This window comes from Rhizobium aureum (assembly GCF_030182495.1).
GTDB lineage: Bacteria > Pseudomonadota > Alphaproteobacteria > Rhizobiales > Rhizobiaceae > Rhizobium > Rhizobium tropici_C.
On the sequence record NZ_JAQJCI010000004.1, the window covers coordinates 446,315 to 472,193 of the forward strand.

The following is a 25,879-nucleotide window of genomic DNA, read 5'->3' on the forward strand; positions in this document are numbered from 1 at the left end:
TTGGCCCCGCCTCGCCTTTACCCCTTCGCAAGACTGGAACGCAGGACTGAGACGGCCGTGAATTTCATTGCTTTATGTATTGGTCTGCCCAACTGCTTCAAGGGCTTGTGAATTTGAGTTTGATCGGTTCCTTTCAGCCGCTTTATTCCTTTTCCGGCTTTTTCGTCGGCATGCTGGTCGGCATAACCGGCGTCGGTGGCGGCTCTTTGATGACGCCCCTCCTCGTCCTGCTTTTCGGCGTGCACCCGGCGACGGCCGTCGGCACCGACCTCCTTTATGCCGCAATCACCAAGACAGCGGGAACGGCCGTGCACGGCATGCATGGGCGGGTCAATTGGAAGGTCGTGAGCCTTCTGGCGTCAGGCAGCGTGCCGGCGGCGCTCGCCATGCTCTGGATCATGGCCGGCGTCAATCGCGAGAGCCCCGCCGTTGCTCATGCCATCACCCTGTCCCTGGGATGTCTCCTGCTTTTGACGGCGCTGATGCTGATCTTCCGTGGCCAGATTCTTCAGGCCATCCGCAAATGGCGCGGCGAACGCGGTACCATATCGCCACGCAACATCGCCCTGCTGACGGTCATCCTCGGCCTCATGCTCGGCACTCTCGTCACCATGACATCGGTCGGCGCCGGCGCGCTCGGTGTCACCGTCCTGCTGGTGCTTTATCCGCAGACGGACGTGCGCGAAATCGTTGGCTCGGATATCGTCCATGCCGTGCCGCTGACCCTGATCGGCGGCATGGGCTATTGGTTCATCGGCGAGATCAACTGGACGATGCTGTTCGCCCTGCTGGTGGGCTCGATCCCGGGCATCGTTGCCGGCAGCCTGCTGGCGCCGCGCCTGCACGAGCGGTCCGTCCGCATCATCCTTGCCGTTACACTGGCTATCGTCGCCTGCAAGCTACTCTTTCCCTGATACGATTCAGAGGAGGCTCCGTGGTGGCTGCCGTTGGGAATTGTGGCCTGTCTATGCCGAAAGCTGTTGCTTGAGCTCGCCGAGGATGGCGATGAGCGTTTGCTTGCGATCGAGATTATAGGCTTGCGACACGTTCAGCCGCTCGGTGGTCTCGGAATGCAGGCGGGCCAGTCTTTCGGCGGCGGCAACGGAACCGTGGAGCGCGGCGGCGCGGGCGCGATCGATGATGTCGTCGCCGATATGAGCGACGAAGAAACCGAAGATCGTGTCGCTATCCTTGGCCGAAAGCGCATCGGCGAGGCGGTGCATCGCCTTGCGGGCCGCGGGTCCATCCGCCGAAAGCACCTGCCTGTAAGCCTCGATGATGTCACCGCCGCCGTAATTCAGGAGCTTGAGCGCCTCGCTGACGCTGCCCTTGGCTGCGGAGAGCAATTCGCTCCCCTGCCCGGCCGGCACGCCCAGATTTTCGAGCGCCATACGCAAGGCATCATCGGGAAGCGGCGCGAGCTTCAAGGGCAGGCAACGTGAGCGGATCGTCGGCAGAAGCCGACCCGGTGCATGCGAAAGCACGAGGAACAAAGCGCGCTTCGGCGGTTCCTCGAGGATCTTCAGAATGGCGTTGGCCGCACTGCGGTTGAGATCGTCTGCGGGGTCGATGACGACGATCCGCCAATTGCCGGTGCCGGAGGTCTGCGAAAAGAATTTTCCGGCGCGGCGCACCTCGTCCACGGTGATTGCGGACTTCACCTTGCCGGTCTTGTCGTCGACCGGCCGGCTTAGATGCAGCAGATTGTGGGAGGCGCCAGCGGAAATCTGGCGGCTGACGGCGGATGCCGGGTCGGGATCGCCGATCGTCTCGGGTGCGGATGCGGGATCGGGATGGGAGAGGACATGATTGGCGAAACGAAAGGCAAGGGTTGCCTTACCAATGCCTTCAGGCCCCTCGATCAGCATGGCGTGATGCCCCTTGCCGGAGCGATAGGATTGGGCGAGGAAGGCTTCCGCCTCCTCATGGCCGAAGAGCCTCGTATTGTCTTGAGGAGGAATGGCGCCGTCGAGGACGCCCGGCCGGTCGTCACTCATTGTGCCGCTTCCGATCCCGAGGCGATATTGGCGGCGCCAAGTCGCTTGTCCACGATCCCGGCTATTTCCGCCGCGATATCGTCTTCGGACCGCTGTGCGTCGATGACGTGGCAGCGATCGGGTTCGCGAGCGGCGATATCGAGAAAGGCCTCGCGGCGTTTCTCATGGGTCTGCATCTCTTCCTTCTCGAATCGATCGGGCGCGGCGACGCCCGAGGCCCGCTTGCGTGCACGCTCCAGGCCCATTTCGGCCGGAATATCGAGAATCAGCGTGCAGTCCGGCACGACACCATTGACGGCGACCCTTTGCAGGGCCTCGATATAGTCGGGCTCGAGATTGCCCGTCACGCCCTGATAGACGCGTGAGGAATCCATGAAGCGATCGCAAAGGACGATGGTGCCGCGCGAAAGCGCGGGGCGAATGACTTCCTCGACATGATCGTTGCGCGCGGCGGCAAAGAGAATGGCCTCCATGCGCGTGCCGAACATTTCCGCAGCACCTGAAAGCAGGACGTGCCGCACAGCCTCGGCCCCCGGTGACCCACCAGGTTCGCGCGTCACCAGAACCTCATGGCCACGCTCGCGCAACCGTTCAGCCAGCCGGCGGATCTGGGTGGATTTGCCGGCCCCTTCCCCGCCTTCGAAGCTTACGAATAATCCGTTTGCATCAGCCAATGATCATGTCCTGCACTTTTCGCGTGCCATCCGTCTGGCATGCGATACGCACCCTGTTTAACCCAAGACATGCCTCGGTGGAACCATGCATGTCTCGATGTGCGTGACTCTATATGGGGTGTGAACAGAGATTTCGCGAGCCGTACGGCCCTCTCAACTCGGCAAAGGCTTGTCCCACAGCCAGGAGAACAGCAGCGACTCGGTCAACTCCATCAGAGCATCGAATGCGCGGCGGCCCAATGTGCCCTGCCCGACCGATTCCTTCGTGTAAAGCGGCAGCTCTCGTAACAGACGTGCGCCCAGGAAGACGCGGAGAGTTCCCGCTTCGTAATCCGCAGCAACCGGCGCCGTCAGCGGCCAGCGATAGACGATGCGGGCGGATAGCCGATCCGGCGTGTCCACAGGGACGTAGACGTCGACTGGTATCTTAGCCCGCAGGCCGACGGTCGATGCGGCGCCGCCATAGACGCTGGCATCGCCGATCACCTCGCCATCGGCAAAGATGCGCTGGCTCTTGAAGTTGCTGAGGCCCCATTCAAGCACGCGTCGCGTCTCCTCAATGCGTTCCTTGTCGCTCTTCAGTCCGCCAAGCGCCAGAAACAGCCGGCGACCATCGCGCTGAATGGAGGCGACGATCGAAAAACCCTCGCCTTCGGCAAAACCGAGCCCCAGGCCATCCACGCCGATATTGAGCAGAAGCATCGGGTTCTTGTTGCGCTGATAGATCTTGTTCCAGGTGAAGTCGGCCTGGCCGAAATACTTATAGAGGTCCGGGTACTTCTGTTGCAGATCCTGTGCCAGCAGAACCATCTCGCGCGCGGAGACCTTGCCGCCGCCATTGGGATCGTTGGCATCGGGAAGTCCGGTGGAATTGGTGAAGGTCGCCCGCGGCATGCCGATCTCGCGCGCCCGTGCCGTCATGCGCCGGGCGAATTCGCGCTCGCTGACGGACATGCCTTCCGCTAGAACGATGCAGGCGTCATTCGCCTGCTGCACGGCAATACCCTGGATCAGATCGCCGACGCGGATGCGCGATTTCAGGGCTGCGAACATCGTCGACGCACGCGAGGGAGCGCCGCCCGTCCGCCAGGCATTTTCCGAGACGGGATATTCCGTATCGAGGCTGATCTGCCCTCGCCCGATCGCGTCGAAAACGACATCCAGCGTCATCAGTTTCGCAAGTGACGCCGGCGAAATCAGCTGGTCCTCGTTCTTGGCAAGCAGGATGGTGCCGGTCGAGGCTTCGATCATGAATGCCTGCGCGGCTTTCGTATCGAAAGTACCGGGTGCCGCCTGCGCAAAGGCGGGGGCGTTGCCGAGCCCGAGGACAAAAAGGAACAAAAGAATCAAACTCTTTGGCATATCGTCCCCTTCATCCGATTACCGGCACGATTATTTTAGTGACGGGTTGAGATTCAGGCAATGATACCGATCAGTCCGCCTGCGTCGTACCCTGATGCTGGCGGCGATAGGACGAAAGGATCGATTCCTGCGTCAGCCCGTCATTGCGAACCATGACGGCATCGAAGGCGAGGTTCACATACGCGGTCTTGACGGGAGCCTCCTGGTAGGCGGCAACGGTCGAGCCCAGGGTTCCATCCGTCAGGCTCGCAAGGCGCCGCGGGAAGTCCGGCCGCTCGTAGGGGATCGGGCCAATTCTCGGCAGAACGACCATGGACGGCTCCGCCGGCTCTGCGGCCGGCATGGCGCCGCCATTCCATTCCATCGGGGGCAGATTGTTGCGCTTGCTGCCATCGTAACCGGCGTCGGGCGTAGAACCGGCGAAAGCCGTCGTCGCATAAGGCGACTGGCGCGGAATGGGAGCGATCGCCGGCGCGGCCTCATAGCTGCGCTGCTGGCGGCTAGCGCGGAAGGGAGTATCCGTTTCGGGCAACTGATCCGCCGTCATGCGGCCGGCGGAAGCAACCATCACACCGGTTGCGATCTGGCCGCCAGGATTGATACTGGGCAGGCGCGAACCCTTCGGAATGTAGGAGGCCATCAGATAAGGCTCGTCATGACCGTCCATGCGGGCGCGGCCGACATATTGCACGCGCACGTCGCCGGTGCCGCTGTGCTGCAGGTCGAGCATCTGCGCGGTCTTGTTGGAAAGGTCGATGATGCGGCCGGGATGGTATGGGCCGCGATCGTTGACACGCACGATGATGGAGGAACCGTTTTCGATATTGGTAACGCGGGCGTAGCTCGGCAGCGGGAAGGTCGGATGCGCGGCGGTCAATGCCTGCTGATCGTAGACTTCGCCATTGGCCGTCAGGCGGCCGTGGAAGGCCGAGCCGTACCAGGAAGCGATACCGACCTTGCTGTAGCTGTAATCTTCCTTGGGGTAATACCACTTACCCTTCACCTGGTAAGGATTTCCGACCATGAAGCGGCCGCCACCCTTCGGCACGGGGCCGTTATTGACGACGCGAGGGCTCGCCTTCACGCCATATTCCTTCTCGGAGAAATATTCCTTGCCGTGCTTGCGCGTCGAAGCAACCTTCTGAGACGTTCCGCACGCCGTGATGGTTGCGCACATCAGGGAAAGAGCAAACCAACGCATACCCGCTGCGCATGTCACCGCACGATTTTCTGATGTCATCTGTCCCAAGCCGCTACTCATTACTCTGACGGAGGTCTGATACCGGTACATCCCTCATTCCGGTATCCTGCTACGCTCCAATCACCTAACGGTGCTTTAATCATGATTGCAGTTTGGCGTTTTTGCGATGCAAATTGAGCTCACTGAAGAAATTCTGAAAGTCATGGTTAATGCATGGTAAAGCGGCGTCGGCTTGAAGTAGTGACGGCAACAATACGCACGCTGAGACACAGGCTCGTCCGCAGATCGTCATCAGCCGTCCAGCTCTGTGACAAACGAGAGCGAGTCGCCACTGGACTCGGGATTTTTTGGATAAATTCGAACAGTGCTTTCAGGCACTTGTATCAAGGCGCATCAGTATCTCGTCGTGATAGACTTCGCCGACCTTCTACGCTTCGGTGTCGACCGCTTTCGTATCTCTCTCTTCGCGCCGTCAATCGTCAATGCGGCAAAGCCTTGATAACGTGCTGCAGCTTGTCCGGATTGCGGGTGCAATAGATGGCGACGACCTTTTCCTGCTCGATCTGCAGCGCGGTCGTCTGCGCGACATTGCCGCCCTCTATCGTCACGAAACCCGGCAGGCCGTCGATGGCGGCATAATGGACCAGCTGGGAGGGCTGCGCGCGGAAAATTCGTGCCAGCTGCTCATGAAGGAGCATGACGGCGGAAAGCCCGACATGCGGCCGCAGCGAGGTCGGTACCTTGCCGCCGCCATCGGCATAGACAACGACATCTTCGGAAAGCAGAGCGCGAAGAGCGGCCATGTCTCCCGTTCTCGACGCCGTGAAGAAGGCGGTGGCGAATTTGAGCCCCTGCTCTTTGCCGATGGCAAAACGCGGCCGCGCTTCGGTGACATGCGCCCTCGCCCGGCTGGCAAGCTTGCGGCAGGCAGCAGCCTCGCGACCGATCGCGAGCGCAACATCGTCGAAATCCATGCCGAACACGTCATGCAGGAGAAAGGCTGCACGCTCCAGCGGCGACAGGCGCTCCAGCGCCAGCATCAACGGCAGCGTGATGTCGTCGGCCGCATCGCCATCGTCCGGATCGAAGATCGGCTCGGGCAGCCAGGAGCCCACATAGGTCTCCCGGCGACGGCGTGCCGATTTCAGCTCGTTCAGGCAAAGCCGGGTGACGATAGTCCGCAGAAACGCGGCAGGCGTGCGAATCGTGGCACGATCGGCCGCCAGCCAGCGCAGCCAGGTATCCTGCACGACGTCTTCGGCATCCGCGACCGACCCGAGCATCCTGTAGGCGAGCCTGACGAGGCGCGGGCGCAGCTCGGAAAAGATCGGGTCGGACGGCATTTCACACATGGACCGCAAGTTCATGTGCGAACGGATTGACGTCGCGACCGCAGACGAACTGCAGCGTCGTCAGCGCCACCCGTCGCCCAAGATGGCGGGCGGTGGCGAGATCGGAAGCAGGCGGTGCGGTCTCCGGCCCTTCATCCGTATTCGCCTGCGCCGCCGCGCCAAGCCAGAAGCCGAGGCGGTTCAGATCCTCTTCCGAGCCCGTTGAAGAACAATTTGCCGGAGGAAGATCGAGGCCGACCCAATGCATTCCGTGCTGGGCTGCGAAAATCACCATCTGCATCAGCGTCGAAAGCTTGTCACCGGATCGTGACCCCGAAGTGGTGAAGCCCGCCGCAATCTTGTCCTTCCACAGATAGCCCCTGGCGAGAACGGCATGCGATGTTGCCTCCTGAAATGCTTTGAACGATGCGGAGACCGAGCCCATATAGGTCGGCGATCCGAAGATGATGGCCTGCGCCGCGTTGAGATCATCCCAGTGGCGCTCCACCTTGTCCACCGTCAACAGCATAGCCTCGACGCCATCCACCTCCTCAACCCCCGCCCTCACGGCTTCCGCCTGACGGCCCGTATGGCCATAGCCGCTGTGATAAACGATTGCGATGCCCTGCCGGATCATTGCCATCTCCTTCGAAATTGGTGTTGCGAAGGACATGACAAGGCATGGGGGAAGGATTGTGACATGCCGGGATTTTACGGGAAGGTGAAAATGGGGGGAGCCTATCGGCTGTATAATCCAGCGATGTCTGGTCTGAGATTGTGAGGGCGGAAAAGGCCGTACGAAGTCGAGTGGGGCCAATCCTGCTGTCTATCGCTGGTCTGGAAGAAAGATCGCGGTTGTCATTCGCCGCATGCTTAGGCGGATTCAAGGCAGCAGGAGCGTCGTCATAGTGCCGCCAAGGGCGGGACGTGGGACCGATCGGCTCCGCCGAAGCATTCCGTTCGTCAGTTCTGCTCGGTTGGCCTGTGTTGTTCTTGCCGCAATACCGTGATGGAGAGCAGCGCGACTATCGAAAGTCCACCCAAGGTCGCCGTGATGCCGAGAGATGACGGTATGCCGATGTTCTCCATCGAGAAGGCAAGCACGAATGGCGCAAGCGCTGAAAGGATCAGGCGCGCTGCCATCATCTTCCCCTGCAGCCTGCCATAGCCCTCACTTCCAAAGAGATGCAGAGGCAGCGTTCCGGTCACGATGCTCAACAGGCCATTGCCCATGCCGAAGATGATTGCGAAGGCCATGGCACCCAGCACGGATGGCGCTGAGAACAGAAGCACAAGGACGCCGCTGGGGATGAGCACTGCTGCGATCATTGCTAGATGGAGCGCGGACAAGTTCTTCCCGAAGACCATGTTGACGAGCCGACTGCTGACCTGCGAGGGGCCAAAAAGCGCTCCAACGAGGGCGGACGTCGCACCGAGTCCAAGACCGGACAGCAATGGGACAAGATGTACCAAAACAGCCGAACTAATGAGCGACATCAAGGAGAAGCCGGTGACCATGACCGCGAAGCCGATACGGCGTCGTGCGGGTGGGAGCATGCCCTCGACAACGGGTGCAGCGGTGGAGGCCTTCACGCGGTTCGAAGCTCCTTCGCGAGACAGCCAAGTGTGAATCGGCATGCAGACGAATAGGTTCAGCGCTGCGAAGACTAGATAGACCTTCTGCCAGCTCAGATGCGCATGGAGCGCGGTTGTGATCGGCCAGAAGATTGTCGAGGCGAACCCGGCGATCAATGTCAGATAGGTAATGCTGCGGGAAGCGACGTGAGGATGGATTTGGACGAGCAACGCGAAGGCGGCGCCATACTGGACCAGATTGGCCGAAACTTCGACAGCAATGAGTGCGGTGACATAGGCCGCCTTGTTAGGCGTGAGGGCACAAACGGTCAGAGCCGCAGCAGCCACGAAGGATCCGATCGTCATCACACGGGCGGCACCGATCCTATCGAATAAGATACCCAGCCATGGGGCAGTCAGCCCGCCGACCAGTAGCGCGACGGACAGTGCGCCGAATACCCATTCGCTGGACCAAGAGAACTGCGCTGCCATGTCCGGTGCAAGGATGCTGAAGGAATAGTAGAGCGTGCCGTAACCGATGATCTGTGTCAGACCGAGCGCAAGCACGGCAAGAACGGGCACTCGCTCAGACAAGGCGCTTCCCATCAGCGTCGAGAATCTTTTCGCCGTCTTCCTTGCTGAACGGTCCTTTATGAGTGTCAGGAAGGATGTCGAGGACGACTTCCGAAGGCCGAGCAAGGCGGGTCCCCAAGGGCGTGATGACGAACGGCCTGTTGATCAGAATCGGATCTTTTATCATCGCATCCAAGAGCTGCGCGCCTGTCAGGTCGGCATTGTCGAGACCCAGCTCCGCATAGGGCGTGCCCTTCTCGCGGATAGCTTCACGGACAGTTAATCCGGCGTCGGCAATCAGTTTCACGAGCTGGGCGCGCGTGGGCGGGTTCTTCAGGTATTCGATAACGGTCGGTTCGATCCCGGCATTGCGGATCATGGCCAGCGTGTTGCGGGACGTGCCGCAATCCGGATTGTGGTAGATGGTGACGTTCATGATGCTGTCTCCACGGTTGGGGTCGGCCGAAGCAGCCAAGTGACCAGAACGAAGGCGCATAGCGCCCCGATGAACTCCGCCGTAACGAATCCCGGAAGATCGGCGGGCCGAATTCCAGAGAAGGTGTTCGTGAAGGCGCGCGCGACCGCGACGGCGGGATTGGCGAATGATGTAGAGGACGTGAACCAATAGGCCGCCGTGATGTACAGGCCGACCAACCAAGGGATTGCCCCTCGATCGAAGCGGATGCCGAGAAGAATGACCGATACGAGCCCAAAAGTGGCAACCCATTCCGCCGACCATTGGCTCTCTCCAGAGCGCTCTTTCAAGGACCATTCGAGGATGGGGTGTGCGAACATCATATGAGCCGCCATCGTACCCGAGACGCCGCCAGCGATCTGAACGATGATGTAGGCAGCTAGGTCGCGCCTAGGCAGCACACGCGACAGGGCGAACACCAGCGACACGGCGGGATTGAAATGCGCTCCCGATATCGGGCCGAGCACCGTGACGAGCACCGCCAGCATCGCGCCCGTCGCCAACGTATTCCCAAGCAGGGCGAGCGCTGTGTCCTGCGTCAGGGAGGATGCCATAATGCCGGAACCGACGACGGTCGCGACCAGCAAGGCGGTTCCGATGGCTTCTGCAGCCAGCCGCCGATGAAGATCGAACTCTTGCATCAGTTCGCCTTCTTCGACATCGACGTCGCCCCGTCCGCGCAACATGCGGCCACGGCTACAGCCGGAGCGCAGATTTCAGGATGTCCGGCGCAGCAGTCTTCCATCAGGAACCGAACAAGTCCCCCAAGAGCATCGTAGGCCGCTGAATAAATGATCGAGCGGGACTCCCGCTGCTGGTTGATGAGACCTGCTCGCTCCAGTTCCTTGAGGTGAAACGAGACGTTCGACGGAGAGACTTCCGCGTTCTCGGCGATCGCGCCTGCGGACATGCCATCGGGTCCGGCGACCACAAGCATTCGGATGATCTGTAGACGCGTCTCCTGCGACAGGGCGCCGAACGACGCCAGGGCTTGACGTTGATCCATATTTCAATAATCCTTGAATTGTTGAAACAAGGATTACCGGAAATGAATGCCATCGACAACAGCAAAATACAGACGGACGACATTAGCCTGGGCGCCCTCGTCTCAATTCTTTCCAGAGCGAAGGATTCTCCTCTGGTGTTCTACTATGACGGACATCCGGTGAAGTCCGGTTATCACGTCACAGAGGTCAAGGCCGGACAGTTCTCGGCTCTCGACTGCGGTGCCAATCCGGAGGCCTGGTCAGAGATATTCATCCAGCTCTGGGACATCGATGAAGCCGATCGCACGCACATGGCTGTGGGCAAGTTCCACTCGATTATCCGAAAGGTGACCGAGCACGTGCAGCTCGACGGATCGGCGAAGCTAACCTTCGAAGTCAGCGACGGCGTGCGACCGATGCAGCTCTACTGCGCATCTTTACCGACACTCCGGGGCGGAGCTGTCCATGTCGAACTCCTGCCGCGCCCGGCGAGCTGCAAGCCACGTGACCGCTGGTTGGTCGAGAACGCAAAGGGGGGCGCTGCCTGCTGCGGACTAACCGCCTCCCAAAGCGGTTGCTGCGCCTAGTCTCGAAAACGAAGAAAAAGGACATGGGAGGGGCGGATTCTGCCGCCTCTTATCAAGCTGCCCGCTGCAACCGAATCGGGCGCTCCTGCAACACGTATGCAGTTACGGCATTGTTGCAGCTAGCTGTTGACAATGTTGCAGATCAGCCTCGATCAACACTCACTATGCCAACAAAATTTGCCAAAAATATCAATGACTTATGGCGGAAGAGGTGGGATTCGAACCCACGGTACGGTTTCCCGCACGCCGGTTTTCAAGACCGGTTCCTTAAACCACTCGGACACTCTTCCAAGCAATTGAAAAGGCTGAAAAATCCATGCAGTACTGATTTTTCGGAACCGGGTGGTGCTACCGGTTTTCTACCCAATCACTCGACGGCTGGCTTTTTAGCAGCTTTGGTCGCCGCGTCAACTTGTTCCGCCGCGCTCTCCCGCATTCTCGATATCAGATGGAATTGTGGTTGAGGGATATCGGCCGAGTGCGCGGCAGCATGCGCGATTCGTTTCGCCAAAGTGCCGGAAATAAGGTGGTACGGCCGATGGAGACGGCCGGGCCACCTTCGCCTGGTCAGGGGTCAAATCTGACTGAAGCAAGTTATTAATAAGCTAAGCTTATAATTTGTCAATTATCGACATCGGCTGTGAAGGTCTTGCTTTGCGAACGTCGTGTTGATGGCTTCGACTATCCGGGATAGTTTCCTCGCCATGACTTCTGATGATCATTCCCTGTCGCTCGGCACCAAGCCCCTCGCCGGCCCTGCCCTCACCGCCTTTTTCAGCCGCGATGCCGTCGTGGTCGCGTCCGACCTGATCGGGGCGCGTTTCACGGTCGCCGGCATAGGCGGTCGCATCGTCGAGACGGAGGCCTATCTACCCGATGACGAGGCTTCTCATGCATATCGGGGACCGACGCCGCGCAATACGGCCATGTTCGGACCGGCCGGCCACGTCTATGTCTACCGCTCCTACGGTATTCACTGGTGCCTGAATTTCGTTTGCACCAAGGGAAGCGCTGTGCTCATCCGGGCGATCGAGCCGGAAAACGGCATCGAGGAGATGATACGGCGGCGCGGACTTGCCGATATCGCCTCGCTCTGCAACGGGCCGGGCAAGCTGTCGCAGGCGCTTGCTATCGATATAAGCCTCGACGGCCGCTCGCTGGATGCGGCGCCGTTTTCGGTGTCTCGGGCGGAACCGGTGCCGGTCGTCTCCGGCAAGCGCATCGGCATCACGAAGAATGTCGATCCGCTCTGGCGTTTCGGAGCTGCCGGCTCGCGCTTTGTCAGCCGCCGTTTTCCGTGATTGAACAAAAACGGCCACCGGGGTGGTGCCCGGCAGCCGCTGAGCCACGCAGTGAAACTGGAAAGGCTGCGTGGCAAGCATTTTCGCTTCTCTTCGAATCGCGAAACGCTTGTCTTATGATTTCTCAATGCATTCCGGACGGAAAACCGCTTCGCACTTTTCCTGGAAATGCTCTATTCCATCGCGACGCTGTGGTCGACCGCCGGCGGCGCCTTCGGCTTGCGGAGCAGCACCAATAGCGGCATGGCGAAGATCGACATCAGCATCAGCAGTTTGAAGTCGTCGATATAGGCGATGACGGTTGCCTGGGTGGTGATCATGCCGTCGAGCGTCGCGCGTCCCACAGCCGTCAAGGGGCTCACGCCCTGTGCGGCCGCCGCATCGAAATAGCGGTTGAACGGCGTCACATAGGCGGCAATGTTGGCATGATTGACCTGCGTGTTCTCGGTGATCAGCATCGAAACGACGGAAATGCCGACGCTGGAGCCGATATTGCGCGAGAGGTTGTAGAGGCCGGTCCCTTCACCGCGCATCTGTGCCGGCAGCGTCGCAAAGGCGATCGTCGTCAGCGGCACGAAGAGGAAGCCGAGGCCTGCGCCCTGGACGAAGCCGACCGATATCAGCGTCCATTGCGAAACATCCGGTGTCCAGCCGGTCATGTCGTACATGGCCCAGGCCGTCAGCGCGAGGCCGATGAACAGCAGCCAGCGCGTGTCGACCTTGCCGATCAGGCGTCCCACCAGGAACATGCAGAACATGGTGCCGAGGCCGCGCGGTCCCATGACGATGCCCGCGGTCACGACCGGATAGCCCATCAGCGTCTGCAGATAGGGTGTCATCAGCGCCAGCGAAGCCAGATAGGTCACGCCGACGATGAAGATGAACAGGATGCTGACGGCAAAGTTCTGGTCCATGAACAGGCGTGGATTGACGAAACTCCGCTCGGCCGTGAACATGTGCACGAGGAAGAGATAGAAGGCGCTGACGCAGACGAGCGCCTCGATGATGATCTCGCTCGAGTAGAACCAGTCGAGCTGCTCGCCGCGGTCGAGAAAGAGCTGCAGCGCCGCAATCGCGATCGAAAGCATGCTGAAGCCGAACCAGTCGAGCTTCGCCAGCGCATCGAGCTTCGTTTCCGTCACATAGACGACAATGCCGAAGAAGGCGAGCGCCCCGATCGGCACGTTGATGTAGAACACCCAGCGCCAGCTGATATTGTCGGTCAACCAGCCGCCGATGACGGGTCCCAGCACCGGACCGACCATGACCGAGACGCCGAACAGCGCCATGGCGCGGCCGCGCTCCTCGATATTGTAGATATCGAGCAGAATGCCCTGCGACAGCGGCACCAGCGAGGCGCCGAACAATCCCTGCAGCAGGCGGAATCCGACGATCTGCACCAATGATTCCGACAGGCCGCAGAGGACGGAAGCGGCGACGAAGCCGGCGATCGCGACCAGCAACACTCGCTTGCGGCCGAATTTTGCCGAGAGGAAACCCGAGGGTGGCGTCATGATGGCGGCCGCGACGATGTAGGACGTCAGCACCCAGTTGATCTGGTCGGCGCTCGCGGAAACGTCGCCCTGGATATGCGGCAGCGCGACGTTGGCGATGGTCGTGTCCAGCGCCTGCATGATCACGGACAGGATGACGCAGGCGGTGATCGCACCGCGATTGGCGACGGGTGCCGCCGGCGAAGAATTGGTCGCGCTACTCATGATCCTGACCGCGGGAATGGCCGAGCAGGTTGGTGATGAAATCAGGCAGGCCGCGGGCATGGCCGGTCTCGACATCGGCGACGACGCTCATTCCGACGCGCAGCGGCGGTTTGCCCTGCATGTCGTCGATGCTGATGATCATCGGAATGCGCTGTACGACCTTGACCCAGTTGCCGGTCGTGTTCTGGGCCGGCAGCAGCGAGAAGCTGGAGCCCGATGCCGGCGAGATGCTGGCGACCGTACCCTTCCACGTCACGCCCGGATAGGCATCGACCGAAATGTCGACCTTCTGGCCGGGACGCACATAGGTAAGCTCGGTTTCCTTCGGGCTCGCATTGATCCACACATGGCTCGTGGAAACCAGCGAGAATCCCTGCTGCGCGGCCGTCAGGTAGGCACCGACCTGAAGCGAGGGCACGTTCGCGGTGATGCCGTCGAACGGCGCGCGCACCACGGTATCGTCGAGCTCGCGCTGTGCGTTGTCGACCGCGGCCTTGGCCTGGAGATAGAGCGGATTTTGCTCGACGGGCAGATCGGCGGCACCCTCGCCGCCCAACTGCGCAAGGGTCGTTGCCGCCTGGGCCTGTGCGACCGATACCTTCTGCTGCGCGGCTTCCAGATTGTGCTTGGCCTGATCGAATGCCGCCTTGGAGGCAACCGAGCTGTTGATCAGGTTCTGCTGGCGCGTGAATTCCGTCTGGTAATAGGGAATGTCGGCCTGTGCCTGGGCGATTTCGGCTAAGGCCTGTTTGTAGCTCGCCTGCAGGTTCAGGATCTGGTTCCTGGCGTTGCCGAGCTGTGCTTTGGCACCGTCCAGCGCGATCCGGAAGGAGTCGGGCTTCAGGCGAAAGAGCACCTGGCCTTTCTTCACCACCTCGTTTTCATGCACATCCACCGAGATCACCGTGCCGGATACGTCGGTCGAAACACCCACCATGTCGGCCTGGATATAGGCATTGTCAGTGAACATGATCTGTCCGCCGGTGACGTAGTAATAGCCGCCGATGACGAGCGCGACAGGCAGTAGTGCAAACAGCACCGGTCGCGTCAGGTTGCGGCGTTTGCGCGGCGTTTCCGGGGGTGCGACCGGGGCCGCCGCTGCAGCTGCTGCGGGCTGCGGTGGGGGATTGGAGGACGGGGCCTCGGCCACCGGGGCCTCGGTCTGTTCAGCGGAATTTGCGTTTGCAGGCACGCGGAGTGAGGAAGATGCATCAGCCATGTTGTAACTCTTTGTCGACCGCCTTTGAACGGCAGGCGCTAAGCAGGTTCGATTTCATGAGGGTAAGCAATTCGTAGAGGCGCTCTTGATCCTCCTGCGAGGTTCCTTCGAGCGCTTCCTTACGTGTCTGGTCGCCCATGTTGCGCATGGTCTCGATCAGCGGACGGGCTTCCTCGCGCATGTAAAGAAGCCAGCTTCGTCGATCGCTCGGATGCTGCCGGCGCTCCACCAGACCGCGTTCGCTCAGCTTGTCGAGGATGCGGACCAGCGTAATCGGCTCGATCTCCAGCATTTCCGCGAGACCGGCCTGATGGATACCTTCATTGTTCGCGAGGTAGGCGAGCGTCTGCCATTGCGAACGCGTCAGGCCCAAATCCTTTGCGCGCTGCTCGAACCGCTTGCGAAACAGCCTGGCAACGTCATGAAGGAGAAAGCCGAGAGTGGGTGTCGAATTCATGGTATGAAAAGCCTGCTATTGATAAGCAACCTTATAATGATTAACACATATAGTAAGCGCCCATGCGATACAAGAGGCGGGCAATCAAGAAATGGCAGTTGTCGAAGATGTCGCAGGGCTGTCACAAAGATGCCGCAGTGGCGAGTTGCCGATCGCCAATTGAAAAGGCGCGGGCCGATTCGCCCGCGCCTTTTCGGCAGTTTCGCAGCAGAGGTGGTACGTAGGGGGCGTCCCACCCGTCAGAGTTCGACCTGAAGCTAGCGTCGGCTGAGAAGACCGATGAGATAGCCGATGCCAGCTGCGGCAGCGACCATGAAGATCGGCTCCTCGCGAACTCTTTCGCGCAACTGCTCGGTGATCTCCTGGGCTTCTTCCGCGACGACAGATTTCGCTCCCTGCCCCACGGCTGCCATGCTCTGCGACAACCTCGACAGATCTTCGCGCAATGCGGCGACCTGCGCGGCAAGGTCCTCCATTGCCATTTCGGTCTGTGCTCGCGCGGAAGAAGATTGGGCGGAAGCTGATTTCGTTTCTGCCATCGTATGCTCCTTTGTCTTCTGGTTCCTAGAACGCCGCTGCCTGTCAAAGGTTCCGGCGTCTTTGCCCGCCGTCCGGCGATTTCCCCAGTGGCTCTTCAATTCCGGTTCGGATTGTTCTAAGGAACTCCGATTGTTTCGCCCGCGTGCGAAGACTTGATGATGACGAGGTTTGCTTTCCGATGTTCGACGTGCTGAGAAAAATCGCCCAGACCTGGCTTGCCAAGGGCCTGTTGCTTCTTCTTGCGGCAGCCTTCGGTGTATGGGGTGTCGAGCGGTCCCTCATCACCGGCGGCAGCAGCAATACGGTTGTCACGGTTGGCGATCAGCACATCGATACCAATGAATTCCGTCTTGCCTACCGTCGCCAGATCCAGGCGATCAGCCAGCAACTGCGCATGCAGATCACGCCTGAGCAGGCCCGTGCGTTCGGGATCGGACAGCAAACGGTGGCGCAGCTCGTCGCCGGCGCCTCGCTTGACCAGCTTGCCGCCGATATGGGCCTCGGTCTTTCGCAGGACCGGCTGGCCAAGCTGATCGGCGACGATCCGGCCTTCAAGGCGACGAACGGTGCTTTCGACCGCCAGAAATTCGACTTGCTGCTGCGCAACAGCAACATTTCGCCTGACGATTACATCAAGGAGCGCAGCAAGGTTGCGATCCGCGGCCAGATCGTCGAGGCGGTATCGAACGGCTTTACTGCGCCGCAGGTCCTGGTCGACGCCGTCAAGCAATATCACGACCAGACCCGCAGCATCGATTATCTGCTGCTGACCAATGCCAATATCGATCCGGTCAAAGCGCCGGCCGACGATGTCTTGCAGAAGTGGTTCGACGGCGTGAAGTCGAAGTATCGCGCTCCGGAATATCGCAAGTTCGGCTATGTCAAACTGCAGGCCGAGGATATCGCCGATCCGGCGAGCGTGTCCGACGACGAGGTGCGCGCGCAGTTCGACAAGCGCAAGGACAGCTTCACGACGCCGGCGACGCGCACGATCGAGCAGCTGACCTTCCCCAACAAGGATCTCGCCAACGCCGCAGCCGATGCGCTGAAGACGGGAACCACCTTCGATCAGCTCGTCTCCGACCAGGGCAAGAAGCCTTCCGATGTGCTGCTCGGCACCTTCACCAAGGACCAGGTTCCGGACAAGACCGTCGCCGAAGCCGCGTTTGCCGTCGCCAAGGAAGGCGGCACGAGCCCTGTCGTCGACGGTTCGTTCGGCCCGGTCATCCTGCGCGTGACCAACGTGAAGAATGAGACTGCGAAGAATTTCGACGAGGTCAAGGAAGATATCCGCAAGCAGATTGCGCTCAGCAATGCCGCCAGCGAAATCACCAGCGTCCACGACAAGTTCGAGGACCTGCGCGGTTCCGGCGCCTCGCTGCAGGAAGCCGCCTCGCAGCTGAAGCTGAAACTGGTCACCGTCGATGCCATCGATCAGACCGGCCTCGACCAGAATGGCAATGAGATCAAGGATCTGCCGGCGCGCCAGCAGCTGCTTTCGGAAGTCTTCAAGGCCGACCAGGGTGGCAACCCTGCTCCACTGACGGTCGGCAATGACGGCTATATCTGGTACGACGTCATGAACATCACGCCCGATCACGACCGGCCGCTTGCGGAAGTGCGCGAAAAGGCCGTTGCCGATTGGACTGCCGAGCAGCAGAGGATCGCGCTTGCCGCCAAGGCGACCGAGCTGAAGCAGGAAGCACAGAAGGGCAAGTCGCTTGCCGATATCGCCGCGCCGCTCGGCATTGCCGTTGAAAACAAGACGAGCATCATGCGCTCGACCGATGATCCGGTTCTGGGTCGTGGCGGCGTCGCAGCCGCCTTCTCCGGCCCGGTCGATGCGGTCGCCACTGCCGTCGGCGCCGATGATACGACGCAGATCCTGCTCAAGGTCACCGATGTCAACGACAATCCGACGACGGACGCGCTGAGCAATGATGATCAGCAGGTTGCCCAGATTGCCAATGCCGCCGGCGACGATATCCTCGATCAGATGGTGAGCCAGTTGCAGGGCAAATATGCCGTCACGGTCAACCAGAGCCTCGCCGAACAGGCGATGTCTCGCTAGGCCCGGTCGGGAGGATGGATAGTCGATGAGCGAATTGAAGCCTTTCCTCGCCAAGGTCGCCAATCGCGAGGCATTGACGCGGGATGAGGCCCGGCAGGCATTCGAAATCCTGATGTCGGGTGAGGCCACGCCATCTCAGATCGGCGCGTTCCTGATGGCTCTGCGGGTGCGCGGCGAAACCGTCGATGAAATCGTCGGCGCCGTGACCACGATGCGCGCCAAGATGCTGCCGGTGAAAGCCCCGGCGGATGCCATCGATATTGTCGGCACGGGCGGCGATGGCGTCGGCACATACAATATCTCGACGCTGGCGGCATTCATCGTTGCCGGCGCGGGCGTGCCGGTTGCCAAGCACGGCAACCGCGCTCAAAGCTCCAAGGCCGGGACCGCCGATACGCAATCCGTGCTGGGCATCAAGCTCGACATCGGACCGGAGACGATCGCCCGCTGCATTCGCGAGGCCGGCATCGGTTTCATGTTCGCGCAGCTGCATCATTCTTCCATGCGCCATGTTGGCCCCTCCCGCGTCGAGCTCGGTACGCGGACGATCTTCAATCTCCTTGGGCCTCTATCCAACCCAGCCGGCGCGCGCCGGCAGCTGCTGGGCGTCTTTGCGGCGCAATGGGTATTGCCGTTGGCCGAGGTGCTGAGGGATCTGAACGCTGAGAGCGTCTGGGTTGTGCACGGCGACGGTCTGGACGAGATCACGACGACCGGCAAGACCTCCGTCGCAGCGCTCGAGAATGGCAATATCCGCACCTTTGAACTGACGCCGGCCGACTTCGGCCTGCAGCATGCCGACCTCGCCGACCTCAAGGGTGGCGATGGCATTGCCAATGCGGCGGCGCTCCGCGGCGTGCTCGGCGGCGCAAAGAATGCCTATCGCGATATTGCCCTCGCCAATGCTGCTGCCTCGCTGGTCATTGCCGGTAAGGCGGAAACGCTCCATGATGGCATGAAGCTCGCCGCTCATTCGCTCGATAGCGGCGCCACGGCCGTTGCTTTGGAAAAGCTTATCGCCGTTTCCAATGAGGAAGAACAGGACTAGGACGTCATGACCGATATCCTCCAAAAGATCGAGGCCTACAAGCGCGAGGAAATTGCCGCCGCCAAGGCCAAGCTCTCTCTTGCCGATCTCAAGGCCATGCAGGCCGGACAGTCCGCGCCGCGCGGCTTCCACAAGGCGCTGCTCGCCAAGAAGGATGGCGGCGCTTTCGGCCTGATTGCCGAGATCAAGAAGGCAAGTCCGTCAAAGGGACTCATCCGCCCTGATTTCGACCCGCCTGCCCTCGCCAAGGCCTATGAAGCCGGGGGAGCAGCCTGCCTTTCGGTGCTGACCGATACGCCGAGCTTTCAGGGCGCTCCGGAGTTCTTGACGGCGGCCCGCGCCACCTGCTCGCTGCCGGCGCTGCGCAAGGATTTCATGTTCGATACCTATCAGGTGCAGGAAGCCCGCGCCTGGGGTGCCGACTGCATCCTGCTCATCATGGCGTCGCTCTCCGATGACGATGCCAAGCGCCTCCAGGATGAAGCGTTCGGCCTCGGCATGGATGTACTGGTGGAAGTCCACGACGCCGAAGAGATGGATCGCGCCCTAAAACTCTCCTCCCCGCTAATCGGCATCAACAACCGCAATCTCCGCACCTTCGAAGTAAGCTTGACGGTCAGCGAGAAGCTGGCGCCCATGGTGCCGGAGGACCGGTTGCTGGTTGGCGAAAGCGGCGTCTTCACACACGCCGACTGTAAGCGCCTTGAGGCCGTCGGCATCAGCACCTTCCTTGTCGGCGAGAGCCTCATGCGCAAGGACGACGTGACGGCGGCGACGAAACTGCTGCTGAACGGCGAAACCGGCATTCTGGCGGCCGAGTGAAATGAGCATCGAGAAGGCCGGCCTGACCCATATCGACGCTTCGGGCGAAGCGCATATGGTCGATGTTGGTGACAAGGCAGAGACGGCACGCAGCGCTACCGCGACCGGTTACGTCAAGATGAAGCCTGAGACCTTGACGCTAATTCGCGAAGGCAACGCCAAGAAGGGCGACGTCATCGGCACAGCGCGGCTTGCCGGCATCATGGCTGCCAAGCAGACGAGCAGTCTCATTCCGCTCTGCCATCCCCTCATGCTGACCAAGGTTGCCGTCGATATCGCGGAGGATGCCGCCCTGCCCGGCCTGCGCGTGACGGCGACGGCGAAGCTGACCGGCCGCACCGGCGTCGAGATGGAAGCGCTGACGGCGGTTTCCGTCGCCTGTCTGACGATCTATGACATGGCCAAGGCCGCCGATCGCGGCATGGAAATCGGTGGCATCACTCTATTGGAGAAATCCGGCGGCAAATCGGGGGATTTCCGCCATCCGGGGGCCTGATCTATGAGCCTATTGCCCGTTGCCGAAGCGCAGGCACGCCTGTTGGACAGTGCCGCGCCGATCCATCGTGTTGAAAGCGTTCCGCTCGATATGGCCGAAGGCAGGGTTCTGGCCAAGGATCTTGCCGCCCGCCTGACCCAACCGCCCTTCGACGCCTCGGCGATGGACGGTTACGCGCTGCGCTTCGAGGATGCTGCAACGCCTGGCTCGGAGCTGCAGGTCATCGGTGCCTCCGCAGCGGGTCATGCCTTTGAGGGAGCCGTCGGCAAGGGAGAAGCGGTTCGCATCTTCACCGGTGCACCCGTTCCGGCCGGCGCCGATTCGGTACTCCTGCAGGAGGACGCGGAGCGCCTGGAGAGTGATCGCATCCGCACGACCTACCCCTTGCGCAAGGGGCAGCATATACGCCCGCGCGGACAGGATTTCCTGGAAGGCGAATCGGTGCTTTCCGCCGGCATCGTCATGGATTTTTCGCGGCTCACCGTCGCTGCCGCCATGAATCATCCGGCCTTGGCTGTCTATCGGCGGCCGCTGGTGGCGATTCTCGCGACCGGCGACGAGCTCGTGGCGCCTGGCAATGAACCGGGGCCATCGCAAATCATCGCCTCGAACACGTTCGGCATTGCTGCACTGGCCCGCAACGCCGGCGCCCATGTGCTCGATCTCGGTATCGTTTCCGACGACAGCGACGAGATTACCGCCGCCATCGGCCGTGCGCAGGTGGCCAAGGCCGACATCATCGTCACGCTCGGCGGCGCCTCTGTCGGTGATCACGACCTGGTGCAGGCGACAATGGTGGCTGCAGGCATGAAGCTGGATTTCTGGCGCATCGCCATGCGTCCCGGTAAGCCGCTGATGGTCGGCAGCCTCGGCGAGATGCATGTCCTCGGCCTCCCCGGCAATCCCGTCTCCAGCCTCGTTTGCGGACTGCTCTTTCTCGAGCCATTGATAAGAAAGCTCGCATCCCTGCCTCCGGTAAAGCGTGAAGGCATTGCGCGTGCTGCCGTGCCCTTTGCTGCAAACGATCAGCGGCAGGATTACGTCCGCGCGACACTGACGAAAGCTGCCGACGGCGGCTGGCTCGCCGAGCCCTTCTCGAAGCAGGATTCGTCGATGATGAAGGTCTTTTCGCGCGCCGACTGCCTTGTCGTTCGCCCGCCGCATGCCTCGCAGCTGGAAGTCGGTTCGCCCACTCCGGTCATATTCTTACGGCCCGATCTGCTGGGCTGAAGGTGCCCCGGAAGGGTGAACGGGGTTTCCGGCTCAACTCAGGGGGACGATCAAAGCGGGCAAGCAAAAGCCGGGAGGTTTGACCCACCCGGCTCGCGATCATTACATCGACAGAGCGAAATTTATTTCGCCGGCTTCTCATGGTGGCCGCCGAAGCCGGCGCGCATGGCAGAGAGAACCTTGTTGGCGTAATCGTCATTCCCGCGCGAAGCGAAACGGCCATAAAGCGCAGCGCTCAGCACCGGCGTTGGAACGCCTTCGTCGATCGCCGCCGAGATCGTCCAGCGGCCTTCACCCGAGTCGGAAACGCGGCCGGCATATTGCGAAAGGGCTGCGTCGCCATGCAGCGCGTCGGCCGTGAGGTCGAGCAGCCAGGAGGTGATCACGCTGCCGCGGCGCCAGACTTCCGAGATTTCAGCGATGTCGAGATCATACTGGTAATATTGCGGATGGGAGAGCGGCGCGGTTTCGGCATCCTTCTCCGCGTCCTGCTTGCCGATGTTGGCATGGCGCAGAACGTTGAAGCCCTCGGCATAGGCAGCCATCAGGCCATATTCGATGCCGTTATGGACCATCTTGACGAAATGGCCGGCGCCGGATGGGCCGCAATGCAGATAGCCCTGCTCTGCCGTGCTCTTCTTGGCAGCCTCTTCCGAGCGCATTGCCGACGGAGCGACGTCGCCGACGCCGGGGGCAAGCGTTGCGAAGATCGGCGACAGATGCTGTACGGTTTCCTTCTCGCCACCGATCATCAGGCAATAGCCGCGCTCCAGACCGAAAACGCCGCCGCTGGTGCCGACGTCGACATAGTGGATGCCCTTCGGCTTCAGCTCTTCGGCACGGCGGATATCGTCGTGATAATAGGAATTGCCGCCATCGATGACGATGTCGCCCTCTTCCAGCAGTGGGACGATCGCCGCCAGTTCCTGATCGACGATTGCCGCCGGCAACATAAGCCAGACGACGCGGGGCTTAGCGAGCTTCGATACGAAATCCGCGAGAGACTTGCTGCCGGTGGCGCCGAGCTGCTCAAGCCCGGCGATGCTTTCCGGACGCGCATCGAAAACAACCGCGCTGTGACCGCCTCTCATCAGGCGCTGCACCATGTTGTTGCCCATACGGCCAAGGCCAATCATTCCGATTTGCATATTTCAGTCTCCTAGGACGGTTTTAATCGTTTGAATGTTCAATAGAGACATTTCGCAGCATTTTCCAATGAACAAATGACGGGCGAGCTATGCATAAGCCGGTCAGCGAAGGAAAATTCGCCCGTTCACGCATCTGTGATGTCGCCTGGTCAGACCTCCCGCTTTTCGCCATGATCGCGCTTTGCCGGTTTCGAGGAAAGCTGTATTTTGCGCTTCATTCATGTTGATGGACTTAGCATCGATCTCGGGTTCTTTGCATCATTCTCTTTCGGGCGGCGCTCACAGAGGGCGTCAAAAGGAGGCATATGGCCGCGTCTTTGAAACTGCCGCTGATTCCAGCTTCTTTTTTCGGGGTGGTTCTGGGGCTTTCCGGTCTCGCCAATGCCTGGCGCGTGGGTGCCCGCATCTGGCATCTGCCGGTACTGATCGGTGAAGTTCTGACCTTTATTGCACTGGCCGTCTGGTTGGTGCTGATCGTGCTCTACGCTTTGAAATGGATGCTAGTGCGCGAGGAGTCCTTGAAGGAGGCGGCGCACCCAGTCCAGTGCTGCTTCATCGGCCTCATCGGTGTCGCAACCATGCTGGTGGCCGGTGGCCTCTTGCCTTATTCGCGTATCGGTGCCGAAACCATATTCCTGATCGGCGCCGTCTATACCCTGGCATTCTCCGTCTGGCGCACCGGAGGGCTCTGGCAGGGTGAACGCGATATCGCCACGACGACAGCCGTGCTCTATCTGCCAAGCGTCGCCGGCAGCTTCGTGACTGCTATCGTCGGCGCGGCGCTTGGCTTTCCGCAATGGGCGCAGCTTTTCTTCGGCGCCGGCTTCTTCGCCTGGCTTGCCATCGAATCCGCCCTGCTGCATCGCCTGCTGACGGGGCCTGCGCTGGCACCGCCACTAAGGCCGACCCTTGGAATTCAGCTGGCTCCCCCGGTCGTTGGTGCGCTTGCCTATATCAGCGTCACGCAAGGCCCTCCTGACATGCTCGTCCATGCAATGATCGGCTACGGCTTGCTGCAGGCCCTGATCATGTTGCGCCTCCTGCCCTGGATCATGAAAGAAGGCTTCAGCCCCGCTTATTGGGCCTTCACCTTCGGTGCGACTGCACTGGCAACGGCCCCGATGCGCCTTGTCGAACGCGGCGATGTCGGCCCAGTGACGCAACTTGCTCCCATTCTCTTCGTCACCGCCAATATCGTTGTGGGTTTGATCGCGCTGGTGACGATCTGGCTGATTGCCAACCGCAAACTCGTTATTGGCTGGGTCGAGCTTGCCGACCGAGACGCTGGTGCCGTTGGCCAGCGATAATAGAGTTCGATCCTACTTTTGGAGGGTGATATGCTGGATCATGTCACGATCGGGGTTTGCGATCTCGAGCGATCGAAGGTCTTCTACGACACGATATTGCGCTCCATAGGCATAGAACGCCTTTATGCCGAAGGCGAAAGATTTGCGGGTTACGGCATTGGACAGAAGGCTTTCTTCTGGATCGGTCAGCGCGATGCTTTGCAAACAGGCACGCATATCGCCTTTGCCACTCCAAACAGGGAACTCGTCGATAATTTCCATCGGGTCGGGATCATTGCCGGGGGCACCGACAACGGTGCTCCAGGTCTGCGCCCTCATTATCATCCGAACTACTATGGCGCTTTCATTCTCGATCCTGATGGCCACAATATCGAAGCCGTTTGTCACCTACCGGTGAGTTGAGCAAAAAGCGCCCGCTGTCCGGTAAGAATGAGATCATGGTATCGGAGGACCGACATAGCGCGCACGCGGGCGAATGAGCCTGCCGCTGGTGGCCTGCTCCATGGCATGCGCAAGCCAGCCGACCGTCCGTGCCAGCGCGAAGATGATCAGCGGTGCATCCTCCGGCAGACGATAGGCGTGGGTCATCGCTGTCAGGGCGAAATCAACATTGACGCGCTCACCGACCAATTGCTCGCCGACATCGCGAACCCTGGCGAAGAGCGGAGGCAGTTTGAAGCAGCCAAGCAGCGCCTCGCCACGGATATCGACATCAGGATAAAGCTGATGGCCGAAAGCCGGCAATGGCCGTCCTTCCGCCAGATAGCTGCGGACCGCTTCGTCCACCCCCGTCGTGGCTGCCCGCGCGATCAGCGTGCGCACGCTCTGCCATGCGCCGCCATGCAGCGGACCGGTCAGCGTCGAAAGGCCGGATAGAGTGGCCGCAGATAACGTCGCGCCTGCCGATGCCGTGATCCGCGCGGTGAAGGTCGAAGCGTTCAGCTCGTGATCGGCAAGCAGCACAAGGCTGCGGCGGATCATATCGGCGGCATCGGGACGGTCCCAGGCAGCCGCGAGGCGCCGATGCAGCGGTTGATCCCACGCGCCCGGTGCCAGGGCTTCAGCCACCGTACCGAGCACGCTTTCAGCTTCGTTCTGCAGGGCCGGAAGCGAACGCCCGAGTGATGGCAGGTCGCTTGTTATGCGCTCTGCCAATGTTGAGAACGCAGCATTCAGAGAAGGAAGTTTTTGCTGAGCCGTACTTTGCTCGAATCGCAACGGCCGCTTCATGTCCCAAAGCAGCCGCGCGATATCTTCGAGGCTTGCGCTTTCGGCAAGCCGCGCCGCATCCTGGCCGCGATAGAAAAGCCTGCCGCTCGAAACCGTCGACAGCGCCGATGGCAATACCGGATCGCCCCATTGAATAGCCTCGGCGGCCACCGTCTCGGTCTTGCGCCGTCCGGCATGACGCATGGCCAGTCGCTTGACGTCATCGGTGAAATAGAGGCTGCGTCGTGTATCGGCAGGATCCGGCTTCGCGCGAATGCGCCCGCGGCTGACATTGGCGTATAGCGTCTGTGATTTCGTTCCCAGCAGGTTCAGCGCCTGCTCTGCCGTCAGCCAGCTCATCGGTCCTCATGTTGATCAATTGCATCAAGATTGACGTCAATAGGAATAGATCCGATCTAATCGGATAGTCAAAGGAGGTGACATGAAAGAGGCCACCTCCGCCGATAGAACGGATGACTGAGATGCAGGTGATGATCGAGGGACAGTCACACTTCCAGCCTTTCGGCTTACCTTATTGGGGTTCGCAAGATC

26 protein-coding genes and 1 tRNA gene are annotated in these 25,879 nt (G+C 60.7%); 10 read left to right on the forward strand and 17 right to left on the reverse strand.

The window, feature by feature from the left end; all coding sequences use genetic code 11:
* Positions 1-74: 74 nt before the first annotated feature.
* Positions 75-914: a sulfite exporter TauE/SafE family protein gene (locus PH552_RS13500; protein ID WP_183763381.1), complete on the forward strand. Its 840-nt coding sequence runs from the start codon at positions 75-77 to the stop codon at positions 912-914.
* A 51-nt stretch (positions 915-965) separates the two neighbouring features.
* Here the strand turns inward: PH552_RS13500 and PH552_RS13505 are convergent, their stop codons facing one another.
* The 10 genes from PH552_RS13505 to PH552_RS13550 form a co-directional block, all read right to left on the reverse strand.
* Positions 966-1,997 (reverse strand): DNA polymerase III subunit delta', encoded by a 1,032-nt coding sequence (locus tag PH552_RS13505; RefSeq protein ID WP_112340747.1) that lies wholly within the window; start codon positions 1,995-1,997, stop codon positions 966-968.
* Complete coding sequence (gene tmk / locus PH552_RS13510; protein ID WP_112340746.1) at positions 1,994-2,671, reverse strand: dTMP kinase; 678 nt, start codon at positions 2,669-2,671, stop codon at positions 1,994-1,996. The genes PH552_RS13505 and tmk overlap by 4 nt, the downstream gene beginning before the upstream one ends.
* Before the next feature lie 153 nt (positions 2,672-2,824).
* Entirely contained in the window at positions 2,825-4,033 is a 1,209-nt protein-coding gene (locus PH552_RS13515) for a D-alanyl-D-alanine carboxypeptidase family protein (RefSeq protein ID WP_112340745.1), read from the reverse strand.
* 70 nt (positions 4,034-4,103) lie between these two features.
* The gene (locus PH552_RS13520) at positions 4,104-5,273 is read right to left on the reverse strand and encodes a septal ring lytic transglycosylase RlpA family protein (protein ID WP_169646075.1); all 1,170 of its coding nucleotides are present in this window, start codon (positions 5,271-5,273) and stop codon (positions 4,104-4,106) included.
* 440 nt (positions 5,274-5,713) lie between these two features.
* Entirely contained in the window at positions 5,714-6,586 is an 873-nt protein-coding gene (locus PH552_RS13525) for a sigma-70 family RNA polymerase sigma factor (RefSeq protein ID WP_112340743.1), read from the reverse strand.
* Complete coding sequence (locus PH552_RS13530) at positions 6,579-7,202, reverse strand: flavodoxin family protein (RefSeq protein ID WP_112340742.1); 624 nt, start codon at positions 7,200-7,202, stop codon at positions 6,579-6,581. The genes PH552_RS13525 and PH552_RS13530 overlap by 8 nt, the downstream gene beginning before the upstream one ends.
* A 326-nt stretch (positions 7,203-7,528) precedes the next feature.
* Positions 7,529-8,746 (reverse strand): arsenite efflux MFS transporter ArsK, encoded by a 1,218-nt coding sequence (gene arsK / locus PH552_RS13535; protein WP_112340741.1) that lies wholly within the window; start codon positions 8,744-8,746, stop codon positions 7,529-7,531.
* Positions 8,727-9,149 (reverse strand): arsenate reductase (glutaredoxin), encoded by a 423-nt coding sequence (gene arsC, locus PH552_RS13540; protein WP_112340740.1) that lies wholly within the window; start codon positions 9,147-9,149, stop codon positions 8,727-8,729. Before arsC ends, arsK begins: the two co-directional genes overlap by 20 nt.
* Positions 9,146-9,829 carry an aquaporin gene (locus PH552_RS13545; protein ID WP_112341050.1) on the reverse strand — a complete coding sequence of 228 codons (684 nt, stop codon included), beginning with the start codon at positions 9,827-9,829 and terminating at the stop codon, positions 9,146-9,148. Before PH552_RS13545 ends, arsC begins: the two co-directional genes overlap by 4 nt.
* On the reverse strand, positions 9,829-10,194 hold the full coding sequence (locus tag PH552_RS13550) for an ArsR/SmtB family transcription factor (RefSeq protein WP_112340739.1): 366 nt from the start codon (positions 10,192-10,194) through the stop codon (positions 9,829-9,831). Before PH552_RS13550 ends, PH552_RS13545 begins: the two co-directional genes overlap by 1 nt.
* Before the next feature lie 42 nt (positions 10,195-10,236).
* On the opposite strand from PH552_RS13550, the gene PH552_RS13555 reads away from it, so the two are divergent.
* Positions 10,237-10,761, forward strand: a complete 525-nt coding sequence (locus tag PH552_RS13555) for a DUF6428 family protein (protein ID WP_112340738.1) — start codon at positions 10,237-10,239, stop codon at positions 10,759-10,761.
* 200 nt (positions 10,762-10,961) lie between these two features.
* Here PH552_RS13555 and PH552_RS13560 read toward each other — a convergent pair.
* Positions 10,962-11,051, reverse strand: a tRNA-Ser gene (locus PH552_RS13560).
* A gap of 414 nt (positions 11,052-11,465) precedes the next feature.
* Between PH552_RS13560 and PH552_RS13565 the strand changes: the two genes are divergently transcribed.
* Positions 11,466-12,062, forward strand: coding sequence for a DNA-3-methyladenine glycosylase (locus tag PH552_RS13565; protein ID WP_112343076.1), 597 nt, complete (start codon positions 11,466-11,468; stop codon positions 12,060-12,062).
* 173 nt (positions 12,063-12,235) lie between these two features.
* On the opposite strand, the gene PH552_RS13570 is transcribed toward PH552_RS13565, so the two are convergent.
* The 4 genes from PH552_RS13570 to PH552_RS13585 form a co-directional block, all read right to left on the reverse strand.
* Positions 12,236-13,780 (reverse strand): DHA2 family efflux MFS transporter permease subunit, encoded by a 1,545-nt coding sequence (locus PH552_RS13570; RefSeq protein ID WP_112343077.1) that lies wholly within the window; start codon positions 13,778-13,780, stop codon positions 12,236-12,238.
* On the reverse strand, positions 13,773-14,999 hold the full coding sequence (locus PH552_RS13575) for an HlyD family secretion protein (protein WP_285166070.1): 1,227 nt from the start codon (positions 14,997-14,999) through the stop codon (positions 13,773-13,775). Before PH552_RS13575 ends, PH552_RS13570 begins: the two co-directional genes overlap by 8 nt.
* Positions 14,992-15,456 (reverse strand): MarR family winged helix-turn-helix transcriptional regulator, encoded by a 465-nt coding sequence (locus PH552_RS13580; RefSeq protein WP_112343079.1) that lies wholly within the window; start codon positions 15,454-15,456, stop codon positions 14,992-14,994. Before PH552_RS13580 ends, PH552_RS13575 begins: the two co-directional genes overlap by 8 nt.
* 257 nt (positions 15,457-15,713) lie before the next feature.
* The gene (locus tag PH552_RS13585) at positions 15,714-15,995 is read right to left on the reverse strand and encodes a hypothetical protein (RefSeq protein WP_112343080.1); all 282 of its coding nucleotides are present in this window, start codon (positions 15,993-15,995) and stop codon (positions 15,714-15,716) included.
* Between the two features lie 179 nt (positions 15,996-16,174).
* On the opposite strand from PH552_RS13585, the gene PH552_RS13590 reads away from it, so the two are divergent.
* Genes PH552_RS13590 through PH552_RS13610 form a run of 5 tightly spaced genes read left to right on the forward strand, consistent with a single transcriptional unit; the run spans position 16,175 to position 21,663 of the window.
* On the forward strand, positions 16,175-18,067 hold the full coding sequence (locus PH552_RS13590) for a peptidylprolyl isomerase (protein ID WP_113249943.1): 1,893 nt from the start codon (positions 16,175-16,177) through the stop codon (positions 18,065-18,067).
* A gap of 25 nt (positions 18,068-18,092) precedes the next feature.
* On the forward strand, positions 18,093-19,115 hold the full coding sequence (gene trpD, locus PH552_RS13595) for an anthranilate phosphoribosyltransferase (RefSeq protein ID WP_112343082.1): 1,023 nt from the start codon (positions 18,093-18,095) through the stop codon (positions 19,113-19,115).
* A 6-nt stretch (positions 19,116-19,121) separates the two neighbouring features.
* Entirely contained in the window at positions 19,122-19,937 is an 816-nt protein-coding gene (gene trpC / locus PH552_RS13600; protein WP_112343083.1) for an indole-3-glycerol phosphate synthase TrpC, read from the forward strand.
* A gap of 1 nt (position 19,938) precedes the next feature.
* Positions 19,939-20,433, forward strand: a complete 495-nt coding sequence (moaC, locus tag PH552_RS13605; RefSeq protein ID WP_112343084.1) for a cyclic pyranopterin monophosphate synthase MoaC — start codon at positions 19,939-19,941, stop codon at positions 20,431-20,433.
* A 3-nt stretch (positions 20,434-20,436) separates the two neighbouring features.
* Positions 20,437-21,663, forward strand: coding sequence for a molybdopterin molybdotransferase MoeA (locus PH552_RS13610; RefSeq protein ID WP_112343085.1), 1,227 nt, complete (start codon positions 20,437-20,439; stop codon positions 21,661-21,663).
* Positions 21,664-21,785: 122 nt separating this feature from the next.
* On the opposite strand, the gene gnd is transcribed toward PH552_RS13610, so the two are convergent.
* The gene (gnd, locus tag PH552_RS13615) at positions 21,786-22,811 is read right to left on the reverse strand and encodes a phosphogluconate dehydrogenase (NAD(+)-dependent, decarboxylating) (protein ID WP_112343086.1); all 1,026 of its coding nucleotides are present in this window, start codon (positions 22,809-22,811) and stop codon (positions 21,786-21,788) included.
* 305 nt (positions 22,812-23,116) lie between these two features.
* On the opposite strand from gnd, the gene tehA reads away from it, so the two are divergent.
* Together tehA and PH552_RS13625 are read left to right on the forward strand one after the other, a co-directional pair.
* A complete protein-coding gene (tehA, locus tag PH552_RS13620) occupies positions 23,117-24,118 on the forward strand; it encodes a dicarboxylate transporter/tellurite-resistance protein TehA (protein WP_112343087.1) in 1,002 nt (333 codons plus the stop codon).
* Positions 24,119-24,148: 30 nt separating this feature from the next.
* Positions 24,149-24,520, forward strand: coding sequence for a VOC family protein (locus tag PH552_RS13625; RefSeq protein WP_112343088.1), 372 nt, complete (start codon positions 24,149-24,151; stop codon positions 24,518-24,520).
* Positions 24,521-24,553: 33 nt separating this feature from the next.
* On the opposite strand, the gene PH552_RS13630 is transcribed toward PH552_RS13625, so the two are convergent.
* Positions 24,554-25,687: a citrate synthase gene (locus tag PH552_RS13630; protein ID WP_112343089.1), complete on the reverse strand. Its 1,134-nt coding sequence runs from the start codon at positions 25,685-25,687 to the stop codon at positions 24,554-24,556.
* Positions 25,688-25,879 lie beyond the last annotated feature (192 nt).

Excerpts from the sequence above, each read along its gene's own strand:
- PH552_RS13500 (WP_183763381.1), top strand. The coding sequence starts at position 75 with ATGTATTGGTCTGCCCAACTGCTTCAAGGGCTTGTGAATTTGAGTTTG.
- PH552_RS13505 (WP_112340747.1), bottom strand. The coding sequence starts at position 1,997 with ATGAGTGACGACCGGCCGGGCGTCCTCGACGGCGCCATTCCTCCTCAA.
- PH552_RS13515 (WP_112340745.1), bottom strand. The coding sequence starts at position 4,033 with ATGCCAAAGAGTTTGATTCTTTTGTTCCTTTTTGTCCTCGGGCTCGGC.
- PH552_RS13520 (WP_169646075.1), bottom strand. The coding sequence starts at position 5,273 with ATGACATCAGAAAATCGTGCGGTGACATGCGCAGCGGGTATGCGTTGG.
- PH552_RS13525 (WP_112340743.1), bottom strand. The coding sequence starts at position 6,586 with ATGTGTGAAATGCCGTCCGACCCGATCTTTTCCGAGCTGCGCCCGCGC.
- PH552_RS13530 (WP_112340742.1), bottom strand. The coding sequence starts at position 7,202 with ATGATCCGGCAGGGCATCGCAATCGTTTATCACAGCGGCTATGGCCAT.
- arsK (WP_112340741.1), bottom strand. The coding sequence starts at position 8,746 with ATGGGAAGCGCCTTGTCTGAGCGAGTGCCCGTTCTTGCCGTGCTTGCG.
- arsC (WP_112340740.1), bottom strand. The coding sequence starts at position 9,149 with ATGAACGTCACCATCTACCACAATCCGGATTGCGGCACGTCCCGCAAC.
- PH552_RS13545 (WP_112341050.1), bottom strand. The coding sequence starts at position 9,829 with ATGCAAGAGTTCGATCTTCATCGGCGGCTGGCTGCAGAAGCCATCGGA.
- PH552_RS13550 (WP_112340739.1), bottom strand. The coding sequence starts at position 10,194 with ATGGATCAACGTCAAGCCCTGGCGTCGTTCGGCGCCCTGTCGCAGGAG.
- PH552_RS13555 (WP_112340738.1), top strand. The coding sequence starts at position 10,237 with ATGAATGCCATCGACAACAGCAAAATACAGACGGACGACATTAGCCTG.
- PH552_RS13565 (WP_112343076.1), top strand. The coding sequence starts at position 11,466 with ATGACTTCTGATGATCATTCCCTGTCGCTCGGCACCAAGCCCCTCGCC.
- PH552_RS13570 (WP_112343077.1), bottom strand. The coding sequence starts at position 13,780 with ATGAGTAGCGCGACCAATTCTTCGCCGGCGGCACCCGTCGCCAATCGC.
- PH552_RS13575 (WP_285166070.1), bottom strand. The coding sequence starts at position 14,999 with ATGGCTGATGCATCTTCCTCACTCCGCGTGCCTGCAAACGCAAATTCC.
- PH552_RS13580 (WP_112343079.1), bottom strand. The coding sequence starts at position 15,456 with ATGAATTCGACACCCACTCTCGGCTTTCTCCTTCATGACGTTGCCAGG.
- PH552_RS13585 (WP_112343080.1), bottom strand. The coding sequence starts at position 15,995 with ATGGCAGAAACGAAATCAGCTTCCGCCCAATCTTCTTCCGCGCGAGCA.
- PH552_RS13590 (WP_113249943.1), top strand. The coding sequence starts at position 16,175 with ATGTTCGACGTGCTGAGAAAAATCGCCCAGACCTGGCTTGCCAAGGGC.
- trpD (WP_112343082.1), top strand. The coding sequence starts at position 18,093 with ATGAGCGAATTGAAGCCTTTCCTCGCCAAGGTCGCCAATCGCGAGGCA.
- trpC (WP_112343083.1), top strand. The coding sequence starts at position 19,122 with ATGACCGATATCCTCCAAAAGATCGAGGCCTACAAGCGCGAGGAAATT.
- moaC (WP_112343084.1), top strand. The coding sequence starts at position 19,939 with ATGAGCATCGAGAAGGCCGGCCTGACCCATATCGACGCTTCGGGCGAA.
- PH552_RS13610 (WP_112343085.1), top strand. The coding sequence starts at position 20,437 with ATGAGCCTATTGCCCGTTGCCGAAGCGCAGGCACGCCTGTTGGACAGT.
- gnd (WP_112343086.1), bottom strand. The coding sequence starts at position 22,811 with ATGCAAATCGGAATGATTGGCCTTGGCCGTATGGGCAACAACATGGTG.
- tehA (WP_112343087.1), top strand. The coding sequence starts at position 23,117 with ATGGCCGCGTCTTTGAAACTGCCGCTGATTCCAGCTTCTTTTTTCGGG.
- PH552_RS13625 (WP_112343088.1), top strand. The coding sequence starts at position 24,149 with ATGCTGGATCATGTCACGATCGGGGTTTGCGATCTCGAGCGATCGAAG.
- PH552_RS13630 (WP_112343089.1), bottom strand. The coding sequence starts at position 25,687 with ATGAGCTGGCTGACGGCAGAGCAGGCGCTGAACCTGCTGGGAACGAAA.